We start from the raw sequence: 20,226 nt of genomic DNA on the forward strand, positions 1-20,226 counted from the left end.
GTCCACGGGCGCTCGCCCGGATCGAGCCAGGCTTCCACCCTCTGCTCGCGTGCAGTCTCGCCGTCGCGGAAGCGGAAGCGGAGGCTGACGGTGCCGGAAGCGGTGGTGGGCTCGAGCTCGACATAGGCGATGCCTTCATCCCCCTCGACATGCCAGACCGGCCGAGCACGCTCGAGCCCGGCAAGCTGGCGGGCCTGCTGCGCGTCGGCCTCGACTGCGGGATAATAAGGGGCAGGGACCTCGAAGTCGCCGACGAGGCCATGGTGGACGGGGCGGCCGTCCCGGTCGGTCATGCGAAGCGCGATCACGGGGCGGGTGACGCCGTCGGCGATGAGGACCGACTTATCCCGGAGCAGTTCGGCGCGCATCGGGCTTGCCGCGTAGCGGACCTCCCGTTTCAGCGTATCGACGAGCTTCCCGTCCTGAGCTCGGACTTCGGCGGTCAACATAGTCAGCCGGTTCTCGAGGGGAATGCCGCGCCAGAGGCTCACTGCGAAGCTGCCGTCGCCGCTCTTGCGGGTGCCGTCGAATGCGATGGGATCGACTAGGCGGCCGTCGGCCAGAAGCCGGACGGTCTGGCCGGGCAGATGCTTGATGGCCACGCGGACGATCGGCGCCCGCGGATTGTGCGCCACCTCGGGGAACAGCCAGCCGATGCCCGGCTTCTCGCCCGCAAACCAGTCGCGCTCGGTGCCGGCGGCGGCCTGATCGCTGGCGGCAGCAGGGCGTCGCGCCGTCATGGCGGCGCGCTTCGCCGTCCGGACGCCGGCGGCGGCGTGGAAATCGACGCGCTTCAGGGCGCCGCCGGAGCCCTCGACGAAGCGCGAAAAGGCGCGGCCCGCCGAGCGCGTGTCATCCGCGCAATCGACCGCCGCCTGGCCCTCGGGAAGGGTAAGCTCGTCGAGCTGGACCACGTGCAGGCCGGGCTTCACCGCCTCGAAATGATAGCGGCCTTCGAAATCCGTGACGGCGTAGCTGCCGTCCTCGAGCATGATCCGCACGCCCGGAATGCCCTTTGCAGTCGCGGCATCGGCCTTGCAGCCGCCGTCGGTCACCCGGCCGATGATGGTGACGCGGTCGCCGATCGTCTCTTCCGCGATCCGGACCAGCGCGTCGGCGACGTTGCTGCGGTTGCCGCGATTGTCCTCGGCCTGCGCCCGGTTGAGCGTGTCGCCGGCCGCGGCCCGTGGAGAGACCTCCAGCACGTAGCTGAGCAGCACCGAAGAGCCGGCGCTGATTCCCGGGATCGTGAAGCGGGCGGTGCCGCCCTCGATCGCCGGATCCTCGGCGGAGGCCCCGTCGAGCGTGACGGAGCCAAGACGGAATCGCATCTGGGCGGGGAGCAGGTCGGTGACGGTGATTGCCCCCGTCGCCTGGCTCAGGTTCGGATTGCGGATGCCGATCTGGTAACGGACGAGGCTGCCAGCCGCAGTCACCGGCTCGGACGCGGTCTTGGTCAGCACCAAAGCGGCAGGGGGAGCGAGGATACCGATCTTCCTGGAGGCAAAGGGATCGTCATCGATCGAGTCGAGCGCTTCAACTGCGAGCGCTTCATCGGTCCGGACGGAGAGCTGGCAGTTCCAGTCAATGGCTGCGGGAGGCGAAGGAACGGTCGAGACGGCGCCGACGAAGCGGCCCGTGTCGGCGCCCGTCTCCACCAGCGTCAGTCGCTCATGGTCGCCGCCGCCGGTGCGGATCACCACGTCCAGGCGCTCGGCGCTGTCGGCCTGCTTGTTTGCCGTCGCCCGGTCGATCTCGAGAACGAGGGTTTCGCCGGCATTGATCTGCTCGGCGCGCTCGACGCGGGCGGTGACTGCCGCTCCGCCGCCCGGCATCTTGGCGGACGCGGAGGTGCATCCGGAGCCTGCGAGCGACACGGTCCGGTCGCCGGTGCCGCCGGCCAGCCGGTAGAAGGTCAGCGAGGCGGGAGGCAGGCTCGCCGGTCCGACGATGATGTCGAGCTTGTTCGAGAAAAGCTGCATGCGCCCAGCCGGCCCGTCCCACTCGATGGTGGCGACGCTGCTGATCGTCTTGTGCGAAGCGGAAGTGGCGGCCCCGGAAGGGACCGCTGCCAGCGTCGCTGACATGAGGGCGAGCAACATCGCCCCGAAAAGATCGGTTGAGCGCTTCATCGAAGAGAGCGGGAGGGAAGGGGACATGCGGCGCATTCGCCCGCCCTCCCGCTGCCTGGCCTTCCTAGTTCACCGTCACCCGGAACAGCGCCGTGCGGGTAACGCCCGCGGCGATGTCGGAGAGGGTGGCGGTGACGACGCCCGAAGCGTGCGCGCCGCCGGCGGTGCCGTCGGCGTTGCAGGTCGAGCCGGTGACGGTGCCGTTCACCAGGATCCCGAAGGCCGACACGAAGGTCGTCGCCGTCGGCAGGGTGTCCGAGATGGCGATGTTGGTTGCCGTCGCGCTGCCCGCGGCATTGGCGACCGCGACGCAATATTCGACGACTGCGCCCGGGATCATCTTCGGCTGGGTCGTGCCGTTCAGCGGATCGCTGACGATCCTGCTGGACTTGGTGACCACGAGCGAAGCGGAAGCGACGGTATAATCGTCGTCGGCGAAGTGGATGCCGTCGCGGGCGGTGTTGCCGTTGGTATTGCTGTCGGCGAACACCGTGTCCATGTCGGCGGTATTGGCGCCGCTGGTCTGGGTGACCGCCGCGCCGACCGATCCGGCCGCATTCGCTTCGGCCGCAGTCGCGGTCAGACGAACGCCGGCGACGTCGCCGGTCGAACGGCCGAGCGGCACGTCCACCACGACGAAGACCCGCTTGGTGGCATCGGCAGCCACCTGATCGAGATAGGTGATCAGGGTGTCGGTGCCGGCATCGAAGCTGCCGTTATCGTTGGTATCGGCGTAGATGCGCACGTTCGAGACGTTGAAATTGTCCGTCCCGCCATGCGCTGCGGTGCCGCCGCTGAGCTGGGTCGCCGCAAGGGAGAAATCGAGCGCGGCGTTCGAGCTGTTGGTGACCGTGAAGGCGGTCACCGCCGAGGTCTGGCCCGGCGACACCGTGGTCGTCGAGCTTCCGACTTCCGCAACGACGAGATTGACCTTGCGGTCGACCGTGAAGCTGTCGGTGGCGGTCACTGCCGCCTGATCAACGCCGCCGACCTTGTAGTTCAAGGTGACGGTGTTGGTGATCGAAAGGCCGGCGGTGGTGCCGTCGGCCCACGCGGGTGTCGCGGCAAGCGCCGCAACAGCCAATCCGCTGGCGGTCGCCAGCAATCGCATAGTCTTTGTCATGGTCTGGTCCACTTGGTTGAAAGGATCGGCGCCGGTTCCCCACCCGCTGGCGCCGGGGCGGTGAGATTTACTTGACGGTGCCTCTGAAGCTCAGCTTGCCGGCCTCGCCCGCGCCGATCGCGCGGCTGAAGCTCCAGCGGATGTGCGTGACGTCTTGCGGGGCGGCGGCGCGGACGCTGCCGTCCGGCTGCTTGACCTTCAGGGCGGCGAGCTGGCCCCAGCTCTTGCCGCCGTCGACGGAAAGCTGTGCGCCTTCGCCCTCGGCCGCTGCAAAGGCGACCTCGCGCGGCACGGGGTTCGTCACGACGAAGTCCGCGGCGGGCTTGGCGCCTGCATTCTTGTAGGACAGGACGAAGACCAGCCTGTCGCCCGGCGTCACCATCGACGGCGGCTCGAGGGTGGTCGTGCGCTTGCCGGAGGAATCCTGCTTCACCCGCTCGACGAACACGTCGCTGGAAAGCGAAACCTGCTCGGCCGCGAGGGCCGCCGCAGGCGTTGCGAATGCGATAAGGGCCAGGAGAAACTTCATGTCTGCCTCCGTCAGTCAATCTTGACTTTGAACGTGATGGTGCGGGACGCGCCGGCGGCGACGTTGCCGAGGGCGACGCTGATGCCGGTTCCCGAAAAACTGCCGGCGTCGCCGTCGCTGGCGTCGCTGAGCGCGGCGCCGTCGAGCGTGATCGAGCCCGGCGTGTAGGTGGTGCCGGCCGGAATGGGGTCGGCGACCTTGATGTTGTTGATCGTGCCGGAGCCGTTCACGCTCGCTTTCAGAGTGAAGGTGATGGTGGAGCCGGGCGCCTGGGCAGTGCCGCCGAACTTGTCGGCGACGACCGCGCTCTTCACGAACGAGAGGCCGGCGGCCGCGACCGCATAATAGCCGTCATCCTCCGCCTTGCCGCCGGTGGCGCCGACGACGGCGTTGCCGCCGCCCTGGCCGGCTCCATTGAAGGTCGAGCCCGGCGTGCCGGAACCGGTTTTCGAGGCAGCCCTAAGGTCGACGCGGCCGCGATTCCCGTTCTGGGCCGCGGCCGGGATCTTCGAGACGACGAACACCGAAAGCGAAGCGTCCGGCGCGAGCACCGGATCGTTCGAACCAGCGACATAGACGGTGTCCGCTCCCGGGTCGTAGGCGCCGTTGCCGTTCGTATCGAGGACGATCGACGTGACGGTCGGATCGAAATTGTCGCCGCCCGCGGTGTCGACCGTGGCGAGGCCGAACGCTTCCGAGCCGTTGCCGGCGTTGGTGATCCTGAAGCTCAGCACCTGGCCGGTTGCGCCCGGCGACACGGCGACGTCGCCGGGATCCGCCCAGGCGACGCTGACGTCGAGGAGCTCGTCGACCTTGAGGCTGACGTTGTTCGAGCTGACGGTGGCCGTGCCGGACGGCCCGTCATAGGTGGCGGTGGCGACGTTCTGGATGATCGTGCCCGCGATCGTGCCCTCGGCGTGCGCGGCGCCCGCAAGGCCGCCGGCTGCGAGCGCTGCAACCACGCTTCGGCCCGCGCTGCGCGCAAGCACCTTTCGAACGGCGGTCGTGCCGCGGAATATCATCGTTGCCCCCACGAAAATGACTGGTCTGGGAGCCGTATGCGGGGGCAGTCGATAAAATTAGGTTAACGCCAGGTTAGACATGTTTTACGGCTGTCCGCAGGTGGGCGCGGAGACTAAGCTGGGGCAATGAAGAGGCTGCGGGGACAGGAAGCGGACGGGGAGCAGAGCGCGCCCGAACCGCATCTTGAGCCCGCCCCTGAGAGCGAGGCAACCGCCTACCGACGGGATCGGCTGCTTGCGGCGCTGACGCTGATCAGCGGAGCGGGCCTCGTGCTCGCGCTTCCGTTCGCGCTGCGGGCGGGGGCGGAGTTCTTCCTTCCGGTCACCGCCGCGCTCGTGATCGCGATCGCGCTTGTGCCGCTGCTCGAATGGTTCGAGCGGCGGGGCGTGCCGTCGGGGCTGTCCGCACTGATCTGCGTGTTGCTGTTCATCGCCGTCGCCAACCTTGCAGTGGCTTCGATCGTTCTGCCGGCGACCGAATGGGTGCGGCTGCTGCCGGAGCGGATCCCGAGGATCCGGGAGACGCTGGCGCCGCTGCTCGACGTCTATGCGAGCCTCGAGCGGTTCATCGACGACATCGTCAAGGAATTCGGAAGCGACACCCCCGCTTCGCGCACGGTGACCGTGGAAGCGCCGAATTCCATGCTCGATCTGATCGCCACCTCCGCGCCGCATGCCGCGATCCAGCTGTTCTTCGCGGTGCTGGTGATCTTCTTCTTCCTTGCCGGCTGGACGCGCATGCGGAGGCAGACGATCACGACCCGGACCAGCTTCGACGGCGCGATGACGACTGCGCGCGTCATCCAGCAGGTGGTAGACGCGACCTCGACCTATCTCGGCACGATCACGCTTGTGAACGTCTCGATGGGGGCGGCCGTCGCGCTCATCCTGTGGCTGCTGGAGATGCCGACCCCGCTGATGTGGGGCGGCATCGTCGCGGTGCTGAACTACATCCCCTATCTGGGGCCGATCGCGTCGGTGCTCCTGCTTGCGCTCGGCGGGCTGATGGCGTTCGTCGATCCCTGGTATGCACTGCTCCCCGCGCTGACCTTCGCGGGCATCCACCTCGTCGAGGCGAACATCATCACGCCGTCGCTGGTGGGGCGGCGGCTGACCATCAATCCATTGCTGATCCTGGTGGCTTTGAGCTTCTGGGCCTGGGTCTGGGGCACGACGGGAGCGCTTCTGGCGGTGCCACTGCTCATCATCATGAAGACGGTTCTCGATGCCGCCGGACGGCCCGATGTGGCGGGCTTCCTGTTCGAGGAGGGGACGCTGATGACCCCCCACCACGAAGAGGAAGGGGCAGACTGACCCGCTCCAAATTATCGGTCTTTGGCTTGCTTGACAGGCATCTGGCGCTCGCCTAGTTCGCCGACCGCAGCACATCGCGCGGGTGTAGCTCAGTTGGTTAGAGCGCCGGCCTGTCACGCCGGAGGTCGCGGGTTCGAGCCCCGTCACTCGCGCCATTCCTCCCGGTCGTTCCGCGTAGCGGAGCGTCAATCGGGAGGGTCACGAAAGCGCCCTGTTTCCATCCATCGCAGAAGCGGCTTCAGGGGCAGGATCCAGGCGATTCCAGCGACTGTGTAGAAGACCGCCTGCACCGGCCAGGGCGAGCCCGCGATCAGCGGCGACGCGCTTGCGACAAGCACTGCCCAGACGAGGATTATCAACAGGATAAGGCCGATTCCTGCGGGCTTGCGCCAAGTGGGCTTCATCGGCAGCTGATCCATTCGCCGGGGGTTGCGATCGCGTCCAGCGGCACGTCCCAGGGATCGCCCGGGATCGGGTCGTCGCTGATCTGCTCCTCCCAGGCGATGCCGATGGTGAAGACTGGGCCGGCTTCCCGCAGGTGCGAGAGGGCGCGGTCGTAATGGCCCTTGCCGTGGCCGATGCGGGTGCCGCGGCGGTCGGCGTAGACGAGCGGCACAAGCACGACATCCGGAGCCACCGCGTCGGCATCGCCTGAAGGCTGGAGGACGCCCCACGGCCCCGCCTCGGTCGCGGGTGCCTTCCGGAACATCATGCGTGCGTCGCGATCGCCGAACCACGGCAGGGCAGGGGTCTGGCCTTCTCCGAGCGCCTCCAGCACCGGATAGGGGCTGATCTCGTCCCGCATCGGATGGTAGCCGGCAACGATCCGCGCCTCGATCAAGTGCGGGAGGACGCGGCGCGCGAGCTTCGCCTCCAGCTCCCTGCGCAGCTCCGGCGGCAGAGCGCGCGCGAAGGCGCGGCGCTTTTCCAGCGCCCGGGTTCGAAGCTCGATCTTGGAGGGTGACGGGACCGCCATGGCCGTTTGCTGGAATATCCTCTGACGCCTCAACGTCAGGTGGGGACCATGTGATCCGGACCTGGATCCGGGCAGGGACAGCCCCCTTGGATGTGATATCGCCTCAGGGATAGTCGCAAAAGCTCGTACCGGGCAGTACCCGTCGATTTCCTATGTAGGCCTTTCAGCCCCGGCTCTCAAGCCGCTCGGCCAGCCTTTCCATCCGCTCCGCGAGGCGCTCCAGCGCATCCGCCACCGCCGGGTCCGGCGTGGCATCGTAAGCGGGTGCGTTGCCGCCATGCGCTTCCTTAAGCTCGTCGGCGAGGAGGAGCGAGGCGAACAGGAACTGGCGGGTCTCGCCCATGTTTCCGAGCGCGCCGGCGGCCTCCCGGGCCTTGCGGTCGACGAGCGCCGCGAGCGAGCGAAGATGGGGCTCCTCGCCGTCGCGGCAGGCGACGGGGTAGGTGCGGCCGGCGATTTCAATGTCGACGCTTGCCATGGCTTCAGACCCCTTCGGCTTCGGCAAGCAGCCGGTCGATCTGCGAAATCGCGCCTTCCACCTTGCCGCGGAGCGCCTGGTGCACTTCCCGAAGCTGCCTGAGTTCGCTGTCGTCGCGCGGAGCGGGTTCGGGAACCTTTGTTGCGGCTGCCTCGATTCGGGCCAGCGCCCGCTCGATCCGGCCGATCGCCTCAAGTGCTCGATCGTCTGACATGGCCGCCTGAATAAGCAGGGTTGCCGGTGGCGGCAAGCCTTGGCAGGAGCCGGTGTTGACGCCCGCGCCTCCCCCTTTAAAGGAACGCGGGAGCGGAACGATCCGAGTCTCCGCCGGCCCCGTTCGGCACCACCCAAGGGAAGCCATGTCCGCCGATCCGAGACTGCTCGCCAACGCGATCCGCGCGCTATCGATGGACGCGGTACAGGCCGCCAATTCCGGGCATCCGGGAATGCCGATGGGGATGGCCGACGCGGCCACGATCCTCTTCACGGAATATCTGAAGTACGATCCGCAAGACCCTGACTGGCATGACCGGGACCGGTTCGTGCTGTCCGCCGGCCACGGATCGATGCTGATCTATTCGCTGCTTCACCTGACAGGTTACGCGCGCCCGACGATCGAGGACATCAAGGGCTTCCGCCAGCTCGGCTCCCCCTGCGCCGGACACCCGGAAAACTTCATGCTGAAGGGCGTCGAGGCGACCACTGGGCCGCTGGGGCAGGGCTTTGCGATGGCTGTCGGCATGGCAATCGCCGAACGGCACCTCAACGCCGTGTTCGGCGACGATCTGGTCGATCACCGCACCTGGGTGATCTCCGGCGACGGCGACCTCATGGAGGGGATCAACCACGAGGCGGTCGGCCTGGCCGGACACCTCCAGCTCGGGCGGCTCAACGTCCTGTGGGACAACAACAAGATCACCATCGACGGTGCGACGGACCTTTCGACGTCGGAAGATATTCCCGGCCGCTACCGGGCAAGCGGCTGGCACGTCGTCGCGTGCGGCGGGCATGATTTCGACAGCATCCGCCGCGCGCTGGACGAGGCGGTCGCGGATCCTCGGCCGTCGCTGATCGATTGCCGGACGATCATCGGCTGGGGCGCTCCCAACAAGCAGGGGACATCGGCCACGCACGGCTCCGCGCTCGGCGCCGAGGAAGTGGCAGCGGCGCGCAAGCAGCTCGTCTGGGACAGCGAGCCGTTCGACCTTCCGGAGCCGATCGTCGCCGAATGGCGAAAGGCTGGGGCGCGGAGCGCTCGCCTTCATGAGAAGTGGCGGGCGCGGCTCGCCGCAAGCGCGCACCGGGAGGAGTTCGTCCGCCGGATGGAGGGGCGGCTCCCCGACGGAATGGCGAAGAGCGACTATTTCGACTGGCTCGCCGCCAATCCGCAGAAGGTCGCGACCCGCAAGGCATCCGAGCTTGCGCTGGAGGCGATCAACACCGTCCTGCCGGAGACGATCGGCGGATCGGCCGACCTCACAGGTTCGAACAATACCAAAACGAAGGCCCAGAAGCCTCTGACGAAAGAGGATTATTCAGGCCGGTACATCTATTACGGCATCCGCGAGTTCGGAATGGCCGCGGCGATGAACGGAATGGCGCTGCATGGCGGCGTCATCCCCTATGGCGGCACCTTCTTGGTCTTCTCGGATTATTGCCGCCCCGCGATCCGGCTCTCGGCGCTTCAGGGGGCACGCGTCGTCTACGTCATGTCCCACGATTCGATCGGGCTTGGCGAGGACGGGCCGACACACCAGCCGGTCGAGCATCTCACCAGCCTCCGGCTGATCCCGAACCTTGCCGTCTTCCGCCCCGCGGACGCGGTTGAGACGGCGGAATGCTGGGCGCTGGCGCTGGAGCGGCGCGAGGGGCCGTCGCTTCTCGCGCTTACGAGGCAGAATCTGCCGCAGCTGCGCCTCGAGCGGACGGAAAACCTGTGCGCCCGCGGTGCGTACCGCCTTCGCGGCGCCGGTGCTGCTCGCCGGGTGGTGCTGGTCGCCACCGGCTCCGAGGTCGAACTCGCGATGAAGGTCGCGGACGCGCTCGAAGGGCAGGGGATGGGAGCCGACGTCGTTTCGATGCCCTGCTGGAGCCTGTTCGACGCCCAGGAACCTGCTTATCGCGCCGACATCCTGCCCGATGGCGTGCTTCGCGTGTCGATCGAGGCGGGGACGACGCTCGGCTGGGAGCGCTACACCGGTCCCGACGGCATCCGTATCGGCCTCGACCGCTTCGGCGCGTCGGCTCCGGCCGAAGACCTTTTCCAGCGCTTCGGCTTCACTGCCGAAGCGATCGTGCCGCAGATCCTTGCGGCGCTCTAATCACAAGGAGATCAGTGACATGGCAACCAGAGTTGCGATCAACGGCTTCGGGCGCATCGGCCGCCTGGTGGCTCGGGCCATCCTCGAGAAGCAGGATAGCGGCCTCGAGCTCGTCGCGATCAACGACCTTGCAGACGCCAAGTCCAACGCCATGCTGTTCAAGCGGGATTCCGTGCACGGCGCCTATCCGGGCGACGTTCACGACGATGGCAACGACCTCATCATCGACGGCCGCCGCGTGAAGGTGACGGCCGAACGAGACCCTTCGAAGCTCCCGCACGGGGAGAACGGCGTCGACATTGCACTCGAATGCACCGGCTTCTTCACCGATCGCGACAAGGCCTCGGCACACCTCACCGCCGGCGCCAAGCGCGTCCTGATCTCGGCGCCGGCGAAGGGCGTGGACCTCACCGTCGTCTACGGAGTCAATCATGACAAGCTGATGGCCGAGCACACCATCGTCTCCAACGCGTCGTGCACCACCAATTGCCTCGCGCCGGTAGCCAAGGTGCTGAACGACTCCATCGGCATCGAACGGGGGCTGATGACAACCGTTCACGCTTATACCAACGATCAGAAGATCCTCGACCAGATCCATCCCGACATGCGCCGCGCCCGCGCCGCCGCAATGTCGATGATCCCGACCACCACCGGCGCCGCCCGCGCGGTCGGCGAGGTGCTCCCGGAGCTGAAGGGGAAGCTCGACGGCTCCGCCATCCGCGTGCCGACGCCCAACGTCAGCCTTATCGACCTTACCTTCACGCCTGCCCGCGAGACGACGCTCGAGGAGGTGAACGGCATTCTCAAGGCGGCTTCGGAGAGCGGTCCGCTGAAGGGGATCCTCGCTTATACCGACGAGCCGCTCGTCTCGATCGATCTCAACCACAATCCGGCCTCGTCCACGGTGGACAGCCTCGAGACCGCGGTTCTCGAGGGCAAGCTCGTTCGGGTCCTTTCCTGGTACGACAACGAATGGGGCTTCTCGAACCGGATGGTCGACACGGCTGGAGCGATCGGAAGGCTGATCTGACGTCATGCCGTCATTTCGAACGCTGGACGACCTGGATGATGTAATGGGCAAGCGCGCGCTCGTCCGCGTGGACCTCAACGTCCCGATGAGCGACGGTCACGTCACCGACGACACGCGGATGCGTGCGACGCTGCCGACCGTGACCGAGCTTGCCGACCGCGGAGCGATCGTGCTGCTGCTCTCGCATTTCGGCCGCCCCAAGGCGCCGAGCCCGGAATTCTCGCTGTCGCGTGTGACCCGCGCCTACGAAGAGGTGCTCGGACGCGAGGTGCGCTACGTCGATTGGGAGGTGGCGGAGGAGAATGTCGCCATGCTCAGGCCGGGCGACGTTGCAATCCTGGAAAATACCCGCTTCTTCGGCGGCGAGGAGAAGAACGATCCGGCCGTGGTCGACCGGTTCGCCAAGCTGGCCGATTTTTACGTCAATGACGCCTTCTCCGCCGCCCACCGCGCCCACGCCTCGACGGAAGGACTTGCCCACCGCCTGCCGGCTTATGCCGGGCGGGCGATGGAGGCGGAGCTGAAGGCGCTGCAAAAGGCGCTCGGCGAGCCGGAGCGGCCGGTCGCCGCGGTGGTCGGCGGCGCCAAGGTTTCGTCCAAGCTCGAGGTGCTCCGCCACCTCGTCACCCGCGTCGATCATCTAATCATCGGCGGCGGCATGGCGAACACCTTCCTCGCCGCCCGCGGAGTGAGCGTCGGCAAGTCGCTCTGCGAGCACGATCTGACCGGGACCGCGAACGAGATACTCGACGCGGCGGACCGCGCGAACTGCACCGTTCATCTGCCCTACGACGTGGTGGTGGCGAAGGAATTTGCCGCCAATCCGCCATCGGTAAGGACCTGCAACGTCCACGAAGTCGCAGCGGACGAGATGATCCTGGATGTCGGGCCGGCGGCGGTGGAAGCGCTCGGGGACGCGCTGAAGACGTGCCGGACGCTGGTCTGGAACGGCCCTCTGGGCGCCTTTGAGACGCCGCCATTCGACCGCGCCACGGTCGCGCTCGCGCAGACCGCGGCGGCGCTGACGCAGAGCGGGTCGCTCGTCTCGGTGGCGGGGGGCGGAGACACCGTCGCCGCACTCAACCATGCCGGAGCGGCCGCGGACTTCACCTTCGTTTCCACCGCCGGCGGCGCCTTCCTTGAATGGATGGAAGGCAAGGAGCTGCCCGGAGTCAAAGCGCTGCTGCGCGACTAATCAGATCAGGGAGTTAAATGATGACGTTCACGCCTGCCGTTAAGAATATCCTGTCGAAATATGAGAGCGACAATCCCGGCACGAAGGCGAATCTGGCGCGGATCCTGACGCAGGGGCGCCTCGGCGGCACCGGCAAGCTCATCATCCTGCCGGTGGACCAAGGCTTCGAGCACGGCCCGGCACGCAGCTTCTCGGTCAACGAGCCCGCCTACGACCCGCATTACCATTACCAGCTGGCGATCGACGCCGGCCTTTCCGCGTATGCGGCCCCGCTCGGCATGCTGGAAGCGGGTGCGGACACGTTCGCTGGGCAGATCCCGACGATCCTCAAGGTCAACAGCTCGAACAGCTGGGCGACCGGGGTTAACCAGGCGGTCACCGGCACCGTCGACGACGCGCTCCGCCTCGGCTGCGCCGCGATTGGCTTCACCATCTATCCGGGCTCCGACGACATCTTCGAGATGATGGAGGAAATCCGCGAGATGTCCTCGGAGGCGAAGGCCGTCGGCATCGCCACCGTCATCTGGTCCTATCCGCGCGGCGGCAAGCTTTCGAAGGAGGGCGAACTCGCGCTGGATGTCGGCGCTTACGCAGCGCACATGGCCGCTTTGCTTGGCGCGCACATCATCAAGGTGAAGCTCCCGACTGCTCACATCGAGCAGAAGGACGCTCAGAAATCCTACGAAGGACGCGATTTCGCAGCCCAGGCGGACCGCGTCCGCCACGTCGTCCAGAGCTGCTTCAACGGCCGCCGAATCGTCGTCTTCTCGGGCGGCGCCTCGAAGGGCACCGACGCGGTGTTCCAGGACGCGCGCGACATCCGCGACGGTGGCGGCAACGGCTCGATCATCGGCCGCAACACCTTCCAGCGCCCGCGCGAGGAGGCGATCGCGATGCTGGGTAAGCTCGTCCGCATCTACAAGGGCGAGGAGTAAGGGAGGCGAACCGCCGCTACCTCGCGCGGCAGTTCGCACGCCCGACCGGGCCGGTCGGCCGCTGGCTGATCGGGCCTTGGCTCGATCGGATCAGCCGCGCGATGAACCGGCTGACCTTCGAGCAGCTTGGGATTGCGGGTCCGGAGCGCGTGCTTGAGGTCGGCTTCGGCGGCGGCGACCTCATCGAATGGATCCTGTCCGCGACCGAGGCGAAGGCGATCGGCGTGGACGCTTCGGAAGCGATGCTGAAGCGCGCGCAGGGCCGCTTTCGGCGCGAGCTTGCGCAGGGGAGGCTCCGGCTGGAGCAGGGGCTCGCCGACGCGCTGCCGCTGCCGGGCGGGAGCATCGACCGGGCCTGCAGCGTCAACACCCTCTATTTCTGGCCGGATTTGCATTCGGCGCTGGCCGAATTCGCGCGGGTGCTACGGCCGGGCGGAAGGCTGGTCCTCTGCTTCCAGACGCCGGAATCGGTTCACGCCTGGCGGGGCAGCGTCCACGGCTTTCGAGCCTATGGTGCGGACGAGGTGGCTGGATTAATGGAAGCCGCCGGCTTCGGCACCGTCCGGCGCGCTGCCGGAGAGGCGCCGGCGGTAGGCGAATTCATCTGTCTGAGCAGCGAGCGTGGCAATGATTGACGACGACGATGACCTGCGGCTCGATCCATCGAGTAGGTGCGGAGCGCTCCGCGCTCCGCAGTCATGTCCGGGGGACATGACGGACCTTCTCGATTTCGCCTCCCGCTTCGAGTCCGGCTCGCGCGGCCCGGCCCAGCTCTATCTGATCTCTCCGCTGGAGGTGGGCGGCGATTTTCCGGACAAGCTCCGCGCTGCGCTCGACGCCGGGCCGGTTGCCGCTTTCCAGTTCCGGGTGAAGGGCGTCGACCAGCACGAGGCGGCGCGTCTTGCAGAGCCCTTGCAGCGCATCTGCGAGGCGCGGGAAGTGGCGTTCATCGTCAACGACGACATGGCGCTTGCGAAGCGGCTCGGCGCGGAGGGGGTGCATCTCGGCCAGGGCGACGGCGATCCGCGCGAGGCGAGGGCGCTGCTCGGGCCATCGGCCCAGATCGGCGTCACCTGCCACGACAGCCGCCACCTCGCGATGGAAGCGGGGGAGGCGGGCGCGGACTATGTGGCGTTCGGCGCCTTCTTCCCGACCGGCACCAAGGAGACGTTCCACCGGCCGGAATCGTCCATCCTCGGCTGGTGGTCGGCTCTTTTCGAGCTGCCCTGCGTAGCGATCGGCGGGATCACGGCCCAGAATGGGCGTGCCCTCATCGAAGCGGGTGCGGATTTCCTCGCGGTGTGCAGCGCCGTCTGGGGGCATTCGGAAGGCCCCGGGGCGGCGGTGGCGGAGTTTCAGACTATCCTGCAGCGCTAGCGCGCCGCCTGCGCAATCATGGAGCGGAGGGTCAGCGCGTCGTCGATGGCGTGGGCGAAGAGATCGTTGTTGAAATAGCACCAGACCTGCCGCCCGGCACGCGACTGTTCCACGATCCAGTCGGACCAGCCGAGCAGGCCCTCGTCCGAATAGCGGCCCCAATATTTGCCCTCCCCGCCGTGGAAGCGGACATAGGCGATCGGCCCCGCCGCCCAGCGGGGGCTCGTGGAGCCCGGCATATCATGGACGCAGAACGAGACGCCGCGCCGGTCGAGCAGAGCCAGCATCTCTTCCGTGTACCAGCTCGTTTCGCGGAACTCGAAGACGTGGGTGAGGTCGGCCGGTAGGAGGTCGATGAACTCGGCGAGCCGCTCGAGGTTGATCTTGAAGCGGGGCGGAAGCTGGAAGAGCACCGGCCCGAGCCGGTCGCCCAGGTGCCGCATCGGCGTCAGCATCCGCTCCAGCGGCTCGGCGCAATCCTTGAGCTTCTTGGCCTGGGTGAGGAAGCGGTTAGCCTTCACGGCATAACAGAAGCCCGGCGGCGCCTGCTCCCGCCATTTGTCGAACGTCTCCGCCTTCGGCAGCATGTAGAAGCTGTTGTTGATCTCGACCGTGTCGAAGGTGGCCGAATAGTGTTCGAACCAGCGCTTCACCGGGAGCTTCTCGGGATAGAAGGGGCCGCGCCAGTGCTTGTAGTTCCAGCCTGAGCAGCCGACGCGGATCGCACCGGGTTCCATCTCCATCCCAACACGGGCCGAGGGAAATAAGTTTCAGCTTCGGCGTTGGAGCGCCAAACCTATGTTTAGTGGAGCGTACCCGGTGTCCAAGAGCGTCCTCATCAATTCCTTCCTTGTCGGAACCGTTGCAATCGCCGTGGCAGGCGCCGCGATCACACCCGGAGACATCGCCGAAGCGCAGTCGAGCAAGGCTGCCAACTCTGCTGAGCCCAAGGCCCAGGCGCAGGCGAGCGAAGAGAAACTGGACGGCACCATCTTCCACGCGCAGGTCCTGCTCGACCGGGCAGGCTTCTCCCCAGGCGTGATCGACGGCCTCAAGGGGACGTCCTTCGACCATGCGGTAAAGGGCTTCCAGGAAGCGCGCGGGCTTCAGGTGACGGGCGAGCTCGACAATGCGACCCGCGCCGCACTCCTGCAGGACAAGGCCCCCTCGGTCCGCCGGCTCCGGATCGACGAAAGCGACGCGCGCGGCCCGTTCACGCCGATCCCGAAGGAGCCGGAAGAGCAGGCGAAGATGGAGCGGCTCGCCTATCGCAACCTGCTCGAGAAGGTGGCCGAGAAGTTCCACACCACGCCGGCAACGATCATCGCGCTCAACAGCCCGTCGATGGCGCTTCGGGCGGGAACGGTGCTTCGCCTTCCGAACGTGCTCCCCTCATCGCGGAGCTACGAGGGTGTGAAGCCCGACGTCGCGCAGCTCTTGAGCGACCTCAACATCAGCGGCAGCCAGCCCAAGGCAGAGCGGGTGGTGGTCGACAAATCCGAGAAGGTGGTGCGGGTATTCGGGCAGGGCGACCGCCTCATCGCGCAGTTCCCGGCCACGCTCGGAAGCGAGAAGGACCCGCTGCCGCTCGGCAACTGGAAGGTGAACACGATCGCCTACAACCCGCCGTTTAAATACCAGCCCCAGCTCTTCTGGGACGTGAAAGACACGGAGAAGGAGCAGATGCTTCCCCCGGGTCCCAACGGTCCCGTCGGCATCGCCTGGATCGATTTGAACCGCGAGCATATCGGCATCCACGGCACCAATTCACCCGAAACGATCAAGCGGGCCGAGAGCCATGGTTGCGTCCGCCTTACCAACTGGGACGTAGCCCGCCTCAGCCGGATGATCGGCAACGGGATGAAGGTGGTTTTCCAGGCCTGACATGGGTAAGCTTTCCAGATGGGGAAGCTGAAGCTCATCGCCACGAACCTCGTCACCGCCGTGGTGGTCGCGGCGGCGACGAGCGCCTTCTGGATCGTGGCGTTCAACAATGGGCGGGTCGACGAGAAGAAAGCGGCGGCTCCTGCGGCAAGGGCCGAAGCACCGCTCGACGTCGAGCTCGGCCCCACCGGGCTCGCCATTCCCGTGGCGGGCGTCAAGGGAGCGGACCTCCTCGACACCTACAAGCAGGCCCGTGCCGGCGGTGCCCGGGTTCACGATGCGATCGACATCATGGCCCCGCACGGCACCCCTGTGGTCGCCGCGGCGCCCGGCAGGGTGGAGAAACTGTTCTTCAGCAAGGGCGGGGGCGGGATCACGGCCTATGTCCGTTCTCCCGACAATCGCTATATCTTCTATTATGCCCACCTCCAGGATTACGCCCCGGGCCTCCGGGAAGGACAGCTGGTGAAGCAGGGCGACCGGATCGGGAGCGTCGGAAGCACCGGCAACGCCAATCCTGCCGGGCCTCACCTCCATTTCGCGATCCACCGCATGGCGGCGGGCGAGAAATGGTACAAGGGCAGTGCGGTCAATCCCTATCCGCTGCTTGTCGGACCCCGGCCGCCCCGCTAAAGCCGGGCCGCATTTTCCAAAAGCGAGCAAGACATGAAGATCAGCGGCGTGGACATCCGTCCCGGCAACATCATCGAATATGAGGGCGGCATCTGGCGCGCTGTGAAGATCCAGCACACCCAGCCCGGCAAGGGCGGCGCGTACATGCAGGTCGAGATGAAGAACCTCATCGACGGCCGCAAGAACAACGTCCGCTTCCGCTCGGCCGAGACGGTGGAGCGCGTCCGGCTCGACACCAAGGATTTCCAGTTCCTTTATGCCGACGGCGACGATCTCGTCTTCATGGACAAGGAAAGCTACGAGCAGGTTCAGCTGCCGAAGGACCTGATCGGCGAGCCGGCGGCGTTCCTCCAGGACGGGATGGACGTGGTGATGGAGCTATACAACGAGCGGCCGATCAGCGTTCAGCTCCCCGACCAGATCGAAGCGACGATCGTCGAGGCGGACGCGGTGGTGAAGGGGCAGACCGCTTCGTCGAGCTACAAGCCCGCGATCCTCGACAATGGCGTTCGAGTGATGGTGCCGCCGCACATTTCCAGCGGAACCCGCATCGTGGTGGATGTTTACAACCAGGAATATGTGAGGCGGGCGGACTGACCGGACTGACCGTCTCCCCTCCCTACAAGGGAGGGGCCGGGGGTGGGTGGCGACCGAAGGGAGCCGTTCCGCCCCAGCACTGGCGCCAGAGCCGGCATCGAGCCGGCACTGTCGCACCCACCCCTTGCCCCTCCCTTACAGGGAGGGGTGGAGTAATCCGATGGTATCCCATTCAGGTTTGATCACCGTCATGCAGCGCGCGGCGCGGAAGGCGGCGCCGCGGCTTCGGCGCGACTTCGGCGAGGTCGAGCAGCTGCAGGTGAGCCGCAAGGGACCTGCCGACTTCGTCTCGATGGCCGACAAGCGCGCCGAGCAGACGCTCGTCGAGGAGCTTCGGCACGCGCGGCCGGACTGGGGCTTCAACCTCGAAGAGGGCGGCATAGTCGCCGGCGATCCGACGAAGCCGCGCTGGATCATCGATCCGATCGACGGCACCTCCAATTTCCTTCACGGCATCCCCCATTTCTCGATCTCGATTGCGGTCGAGGACCCGCGCGGGCCCGGCGGCAAGCCGGAGATCACCCAAGCCCTGGTCTACCAGCCGCTGACCGATGAGAGCTTCTGGGCCGAGAAGGGCAGGGGCTCCTGGCTGAACGAGCGCCGCCTCCGCGTCTCCTCGCGGCGCGATCTTGCGGACGCGCTAATTGCCACCGGCATCCCTTATTTTGGCCACGGGCAGCTTCCGCGCTTCCAGAAGATCCTCGACGCGGTCGCCCCGCAGGTGGCTGGGATCCGCCGCTTCGGCTCGGCTGCGCTTGATCTCGCCTGGGTCGCGGCGGGCCGTTTCGACGGCTTCTGGGAGGAGGACCTCAACCTCTGGGACATCGCGGCGGGCGTGCTCCTTGTGCGGGAAGCGGGCGGCTTCGTCACCGACTTCCGGGGTGCCGACCGGGCGCTTGAGACGGGGCAGGTTCTCGCGGCCAATGACCAGCTTCATTCGCGGCTTCACAAGCTCGTTGCAGGCGCTCTTCGCTGAGCGTCCTATACCGTTCGGAACATTCGTTAATTCCCGCCGGTTTCCGCCCTTGCCGCTAGTTGTTGCGGTGGCGGTTCCGCTGTCCTAGAAGCCGCGCAACTCAAGTTCCTGGAGAGTCTCGATGGCGTTCAACGCCGCCGAATATCTGCCCATCCTGCTGTTCCTCGGCGTGGCGCTCTCGCTTTCGGCGTCGTTCGTCTTCCTGCCGATGATCATCGCCAAGCTGACGGGCGCGGAGAACCCGTATCCGGACAAGCTCGCGGAATATGAATGCGGCTTCCCGGCCTTCGAGGATCCGCGTTCCCAGTTCGACGTCCGCTTCTACCTCGTCGCCATCCTGTTCATCATCTTCGACCTCGAGGCGGCGTTCCTCTTCCCCTGGGCGGTGTCGCTCGGCGCGATCGGCGTCGCGGGCTGGGCCGCGATGATGATCTTCCTAGCCGAGCTGACGCTCGGCTTCATCTATGCTTGGAAGAAGGGGGCGCTCGAATGGGAGTGATCCTCGATCCGCGGCACGAGAATGTGCGGCCGGCCGATCTCCAGCAGCCGGATCCGGAATTCTTCAATCAGATGCAGTCGGAGGTCGCCGACAAGGGCTTCCTCGTCACCTCGACCGAGGATCTGTTCCAGTGGGCGCGGACGGGCTCGCTATGGTGGATGACGTTCGGCCTGGCCTGCTGCGCGGTGGAGATGATCCACGCCAACATGCCGCGCTACGATCTCGAGCGGTTCGGCGTCGCCCCGCGCGCAAGCCCGCGCCAGTCGGACGTGATGATCGTCGCCGGCACGCTCTGCAACAAGATGGCTCCGGCGCTGAGGCGCGTCTACGACCAGATGTCGGAGCCCCGCTACGTCATCTCGATGGGAAGCTGCGCCAATGGCGGCGGCTATTACCATTACAGCTATTCGGTGGTTCGCGGCTGCGACCGGATCGTGCCGGTGGACATCTACGTGCCAGGCTGTCCGCCGACCGCCGAGGCCTTGCTCTACGGCGTCATGCAGCTGCAGCGGAAAATCCGCCGCGTCGGCACGATCGAGCGCTGAGATGGCGAGAAGCTCGGCACCGCGTATCCCTCCCCGCGAGGGCATCGTCGATGAGGTGAAGGCGGCGATCGGCGACGCTTTCCTCGAATATATGGACGCGGCCGGCGAAATCTCGATCGACGTCGCGCGGGAGAGCATCGTCGAGGTGTGCCGGACTCTCCGCGACTGCTTCGAATATCAGCAGCTGATGGAGATTGCGGGCGTCGATTATCCGCAGCGGGCGGAGCGGTTCGACGTCGTCTACCACCTGCTCAGCGTCACCAGGAACCACCGCATCCGCCTTCGCGTCACCACCGACGAGGACAAGCCGGTGCCGTCGGTCACCGGGCTCTGGCCGGTCGCCGGCTGGCTTGAGCGCGAAGTGTTCGACATGTTCGGAGTGCTGTTCGAGGGTAATAACGACCTTCGCCGCATCCTCACCGATTACGGCTTCCGAGGGCACCCGTTCCGCAAGGACTTCCCCCTCTCGGGCTATGTCGAGCTCCGTTATTCGGAGGAGCAGAAGCGCGTCGTCTACGAGCCCGTGCGGCTTGCGCAGGATTTCCGCAGCTTCGATTTCCTGAGCCCCTGGGAAGGCGCCGAATATATCCTTCCGGGCGACGAGAAGGTGCAGGGCGAAGCGCCGGGCGCTCCCACTCCCGCCGTCGCCGGGGAGACGGC

At 66.6% G+C, this 20,226-nt stretch carries 21 protein-coding genes, 1 tRNA gene, 1 other RNA gene and 2 pseudogenes; 15 read left to right on the forward strand and 10 right to left on the reverse strand.

All coding sequences use genetic code 11. The features are described 5' to 3' along the window. From VF662_RS05775 to VF662_RS05790, 4 genes and pseudogenes are all read right to left on the reverse strand, one after another. Positions 1 to 2,102: pseudogene (locus VF662_RS05775) on the reverse strand (hypothetical protein); the annotation flags it as partial. A 94-nt stretch (positions 2,103 to 2,196) separates the two neighbouring features. Further along, positions 2,197 to 3,255, reverse strand: coding sequence for a hypothetical protein (locus VF662_RS05780; protein ID WP_464138847.1), 1,059 nt, complete (start codon positions 3,253 to 3,255; stop codon positions 2,197 to 2,199). Positions 3,256 to 3,322: 67 nt separating this feature from the next. After that, entirely contained in the window at positions 3,323 to 3,784 is a 462-nt protein-coding gene (locus VF662_RS05785; protein ID WP_464138848.1) for a hypothetical protein, read from the reverse strand. 11 nt (positions 3,785 to 3,795) lie between these two features. After that, entirely contained in the window at positions 3,796 to 4,806 is a 1,011-nt protein-coding gene (locus VF662_RS05790; protein ID WP_464138849.1) for a DUF11 domain-containing protein, read from the reverse strand. A gap of 126 nt (positions 4,807 to 4,932) precedes the next feature. Here VF662_RS05790 and VF662_RS05795 point away from each other — a divergent pair, with 126 nt between their 5' ends. Next, positions 4,933 to 6,120, forward strand: coding sequence for an AI-2E family transporter (locus VF662_RS05795; protein WP_464138850.1), 1,188 nt, complete (start codon positions 4,933 to 4,935; stop codon positions 6,118 to 6,120). Between the two features lie 78 nt (positions 6,121 to 6,198). Beyond that, positions 6,199 to 6,275 (forward strand) — tRNA-Asp (locus VF662_RS05800). A 30-nt stretch (positions 6,276 to 6,305) separates the two neighbouring features. On the opposite strand, the gene VF662_RS05805 is transcribed toward VF662_RS05800, so the two are convergent. The 5 genes from VF662_RS05805 to VF662_RS05825 all read right to left on the reverse strand — a co-directional run bounded on the left by VF662_RS05805 (position 6,306) and on the right by VF662_RS05825 (position 7,788). Continuing rightward, positions 6,306 to 6,539, reverse strand: coding sequence for a DUF2842 domain-containing protein (locus VF662_RS05805; RefSeq protein WP_464138851.1), 234 nt, complete (start codon positions 6,537 to 6,539; stop codon positions 6,306 to 6,308). Then, positions 6,521 to 7,096 (reverse strand): 5-formyltetrahydrofolate cyclo-ligase, encoded by a 576-nt coding sequence (locus VF662_RS05810; protein ID WP_464138852.1) that lies wholly within the window; start codon positions 7,094 to 7,096, stop codon positions 6,521 to 6,523. Before VF662_RS05810 ends, VF662_RS05805 begins: the two co-directional genes overlap by 19 nt. Beyond that, a non-coding RNA gene (gene ssrS, locus VF662_RS05815) (6S RNA) lies at positions 7,083 to 7,238 on the reverse strand. Before ssrS ends, VF662_RS05810 begins: the two co-directional genes overlap by 14 nt. Positions 7,239 to 7,259: 21 nt before the next feature. Then, entirely contained in the window at positions 7,260 to 7,574 is a 315-nt protein-coding gene (locus tag VF662_RS05820) for a cell division protein ZapA (RefSeq protein WP_464138853.1), read from the reverse strand. 4 nt (positions 7,575 to 7,578) lie between these two features. Further along, the gene (locus tag VF662_RS05825; protein WP_464138854.1) at positions 7,579 to 7,788 is read right to left on the reverse strand and encodes a hypothetical protein; all 210 of its coding nucleotides are present in this window, start codon (positions 7,786 to 7,788) and stop codon (positions 7,579 to 7,581) included. A 145-nt stretch (positions 7,789 to 7,933) separates the two neighbouring features. Between VF662_RS05825 and tkt the strand changes: the two genes are divergently transcribed. The 6 genes from tkt to thiE all read left to right on the forward strand — a co-directional run bounded on the left by tkt (position 7,934) and on the right by thiE (position 14,432). Next, entirely contained in the window at positions 7,934 to 9,895 is a 1,962-nt protein-coding gene (gene tkt / locus VF662_RS05830) for a transketolase (protein ID WP_464138855.1), read from the forward strand. Positions 9,896 to 9,914: 19 nt separating this feature from the next. Continuing rightward, positions 9,915 to 10,925, forward strand: a complete 1,011-nt coding sequence (gap, locus tag VF662_RS05835; RefSeq protein ID WP_464138856.1) for a type I glyceraldehyde-3-phosphate dehydrogenase — start codon at positions 9,915 to 9,917, stop codon at positions 10,923 to 10,925. 4 nt (positions 10,926 to 10,929) lie between these two features. Continuing rightward, positions 10,930 to 12,120, forward strand: a complete 1,191-nt coding sequence (locus tag VF662_RS05840) for a phosphoglycerate kinase (protein ID WP_464138857.1) — start codon at positions 10,930 to 10,932, stop codon at positions 12,118 to 12,120. A 20-nt stretch (positions 12,121 to 12,140) separates the two neighbouring features. Continuing rightward, positions 12,141 to 13,055 (forward strand): class I fructose-bisphosphate aldolase, encoded by a 915-nt coding sequence (locus VF662_RS05845; protein WP_464138872.1) that lies wholly within the window; start codon positions 12,141 to 12,143, stop codon positions 13,053 to 13,055. Between the two features lie 101 nt (positions 13,056 to 13,156). Beyond that, positions 13,157 to 13,690: a class I SAM-dependent methyltransferase gene (locus VF662_RS05850; protein ID WP_464138858.1), complete on the forward strand. Its 534-nt coding sequence runs from the start codon at positions 13,157 to 13,159 to the stop codon at positions 13,688 to 13,690. A 76-nt stretch (positions 13,691 to 13,766) separates the two neighbouring features. Further along, positions 13,767 to 14,432, forward strand: a complete 666-nt coding sequence (thiE, locus tag VF662_RS05855) for a thiamine phosphate synthase (RefSeq protein ID WP_464138873.1) — start codon at positions 13,767 to 13,769, stop codon at positions 14,430 to 14,432. Here the strand turns inward: thiE and VF662_RS05860 are convergent. Further along, entirely contained in the window at positions 14,429 to 15,169 is a 741-nt protein-coding gene (locus VF662_RS05860; RefSeq protein ID WP_464138859.1) for a DUF72 domain-containing protein, read from the reverse strand. The genes thiE and VF662_RS05860 overlap by 4 nt on opposite strands. An 82-nt stretch (positions 15,170 to 15,251) precedes the next feature. Between VF662_RS05860 and VF662_RS05865 the strand changes: the two genes are divergently transcribed. The 7 genes and pseudogenes from VF662_RS05865 to VF662_RS05895 all read left to right on the forward strand — a co-directional run. Further along, positions 15,252 to 16,316, forward strand: coding sequence for a L,D-transpeptidase family protein (locus tag VF662_RS05865; RefSeq protein ID WP_464138860.1), 1,065 nt, complete (start codon positions 15,252 to 15,254; stop codon positions 16,314 to 16,316). 18 nt (positions 16,317 to 16,334) lie between these two features. Beyond that, positions 16,335 to 16,949, forward strand: a complete 615-nt coding sequence (locus tag VF662_RS05870; RefSeq protein WP_464138861.1) for a M23 family metallopeptidase — start codon at positions 16,335 to 16,337, stop codon at positions 16,947 to 16,949. A gap of 33 nt (positions 16,950 to 16,982) precedes the next feature. Next, positions 16,983 to 17,546, forward strand: coding sequence for an elongation factor P (gene efp / locus VF662_RS05875; protein WP_464138862.1), 564 nt, complete (start codon positions 16,983 to 16,985; stop codon positions 17,544 to 17,546). Positions 17,547 to 17,706: 160 nt separating this feature from the next. Then, a complete protein-coding gene (locus VF662_RS05880) occupies positions 17,707 to 18,522 on the forward strand; it encodes an inositol monophosphatase family protein (RefSeq protein ID WP_464138863.1) in 816 nt (271 codons plus the stop codon). Between the two features lie 121 nt (positions 18,523 to 18,643). Continuing rightward, on the forward strand, positions 18,644 to 19,021 hold the full coding sequence (gene ndhC / locus VF662_RS05885) for an NADH-quinone oxidoreductase subunit A (protein ID WP_464138864.1): 378 nt from the start codon (positions 18,644 to 18,646) through the stop codon (positions 19,019 to 19,021). After that, positions 19,012 to 19,566, forward strand: coding sequence for a NuoB/complex I 20 kDa subunit family protein (locus VF662_RS05890; protein ID WP_464138865.1), 555 nt, complete (start codon positions 19,012 to 19,014; stop codon positions 19,564 to 19,566). The genes ndhC and VF662_RS05890 overlap by 10 nt, the downstream gene beginning before the upstream one ends. A 1-nt stretch (position 19,567) precedes the next feature. Continuing rightward, positions 19,568 to 20,215: pseudogene (locus tag VF662_RS05895) on the forward strand (NADH-quinone oxidoreductase subunit C); the annotation flags it as partial. Between the last annotated feature and the right edge of the window lie 11 nt (positions 20,216 to 20,226).

It is taken from the genome of Allosphingosinicella sp. (genome assembly GCF_036387215.1).
In the GTDB taxonomy this organism is placed as follows: domain Bacteria; phylum Pseudomonadota; class Alphaproteobacteria; order Sphingomonadales; family Sphingomonadaceae; genus Allosphingosinicella.

Coding starts and splice junctions, on each gene's coding strand:
- efp (WP_464138862.1), top strand. CDS start 16,983: ATGAAGATCAGCGGCGTGGACATCCGTCCCGGCAACATCATCGAATAT.
- VF662_RS05840 (WP_464138857.1), top strand. CDS start 10,930: ATGCCGTCATTTCGAACGCTGGACGACCTGGATGATGTAATGGGCAAG.
- VF662_RS05860 (WP_464138859.1), bottom strand. CDS start 15,169: ATGGAACCCGGTGCGATCCGCGTCGGCTGCTCAGGCTGGAACTACAAG.
- VF662_RS05880 (WP_464138863.1), top strand. CDS start 17,707: ATGGTATCCCATTCAGGTTTGATCACCGTCATGCAGCGCGCGGCGCGG.
- VF662_RS05820 (WP_464138853.1), bottom strand. CDS start 7,574: ATGGCAAGCGTCGACATTGAAATCGCCGGCCGCACCTACCCCGTCGCC.
- VF662_RS05870 (WP_464138861.1), top strand. CDS start 16,335: ATGGGGAAGCTGAAGCTCATCGCCACGAACCTCGTCACCGCCGTGGTG.
- thiE (WP_464138873.1), top strand. CDS start 13,767: ATGACGGACCTTCTCGATTTCGCCTCCCGCTTCGAGTCCGGCTCGCGC.
- VF662_RS05785 (WP_464138848.1), bottom strand. CDS start 3,784: ATGAAGTTTCTCCTGGCCCTTATCGCATTCGCAACGCCTGCGGCGGCC.
- VF662_RS05825 (WP_464138854.1), bottom strand. CDS start 7,788: ATGTCAGACGATCGAGCACTTGAGGCGATCGGCCGGATCGAGCGGGCG.
- VF662_RS05795 (WP_464138850.1), top strand. CDS start 4,933: ATGAAGAGGCTGCGGGGACAGGAAGCGGACGGGGAGCAGAGCGCGCCC.
- VF662_RS05810 (WP_464138852.1), bottom strand. CDS start 7,096: ATGGCGGTCCCGTCACCCTCCAAGATCGAGCTTCGAACCCGGGCGCTG.
- VF662_RS05850 (WP_464138858.1), top strand. CDS start 13,157: ATGAACCGGCTGACCTTCGAGCAGCTTGGGATTGCGGGTCCGGAGCGC.
- tkt (WP_464138855.1), top strand. CDS start 7,934: ATGTCCGCCGATCCGAGACTGCTCGCCAACGCGATCCGCGCGCTATCG.
- VF662_RS05790 (WP_464138849.1), bottom strand. CDS start 4,806: ATGATATTCCGCGGCACGACCGCCGTTCGAAAGGTGCTTGCGCGCAGC.
- gap (WP_464138856.1), top strand. CDS start 9,915: ATGGCAACCAGAGTTGCGATCAACGGCTTCGGGCGCATCGGCCGCCTG.
- VF662_RS05780 (WP_464138847.1), bottom strand. CDS start 3,255: ATGACAAAGACTATGCGATTGCTGGCGACCGCCAGCGGATTGGCTGTT.
- ndhC (WP_464138864.1), top strand. CDS start 18,644: ATGGCGTTCAACGCCGCCGAATATCTGCCCATCCTGCTGTTCCTCGGC.
- VF662_RS05805 (WP_464138851.1), bottom strand. CDS start 6,539: ATGGATCAGCTGCCGATGAAGCCCACTTGGCGCAAGCCCGCAGGAATC.
- VF662_RS05845 (WP_464138872.1), top strand. CDS start 12,141: ATGACGTTCACGCCTGCCGTTAAGAATATCCTGTCGAAATATGAGAGC.
- VF662_RS05890 (WP_464138865.1), top strand. CDS start 19,012: ATGGGAGTGATCCTCGATCCGCGGCACGAGAATGTGCGGCCGGCCGAT.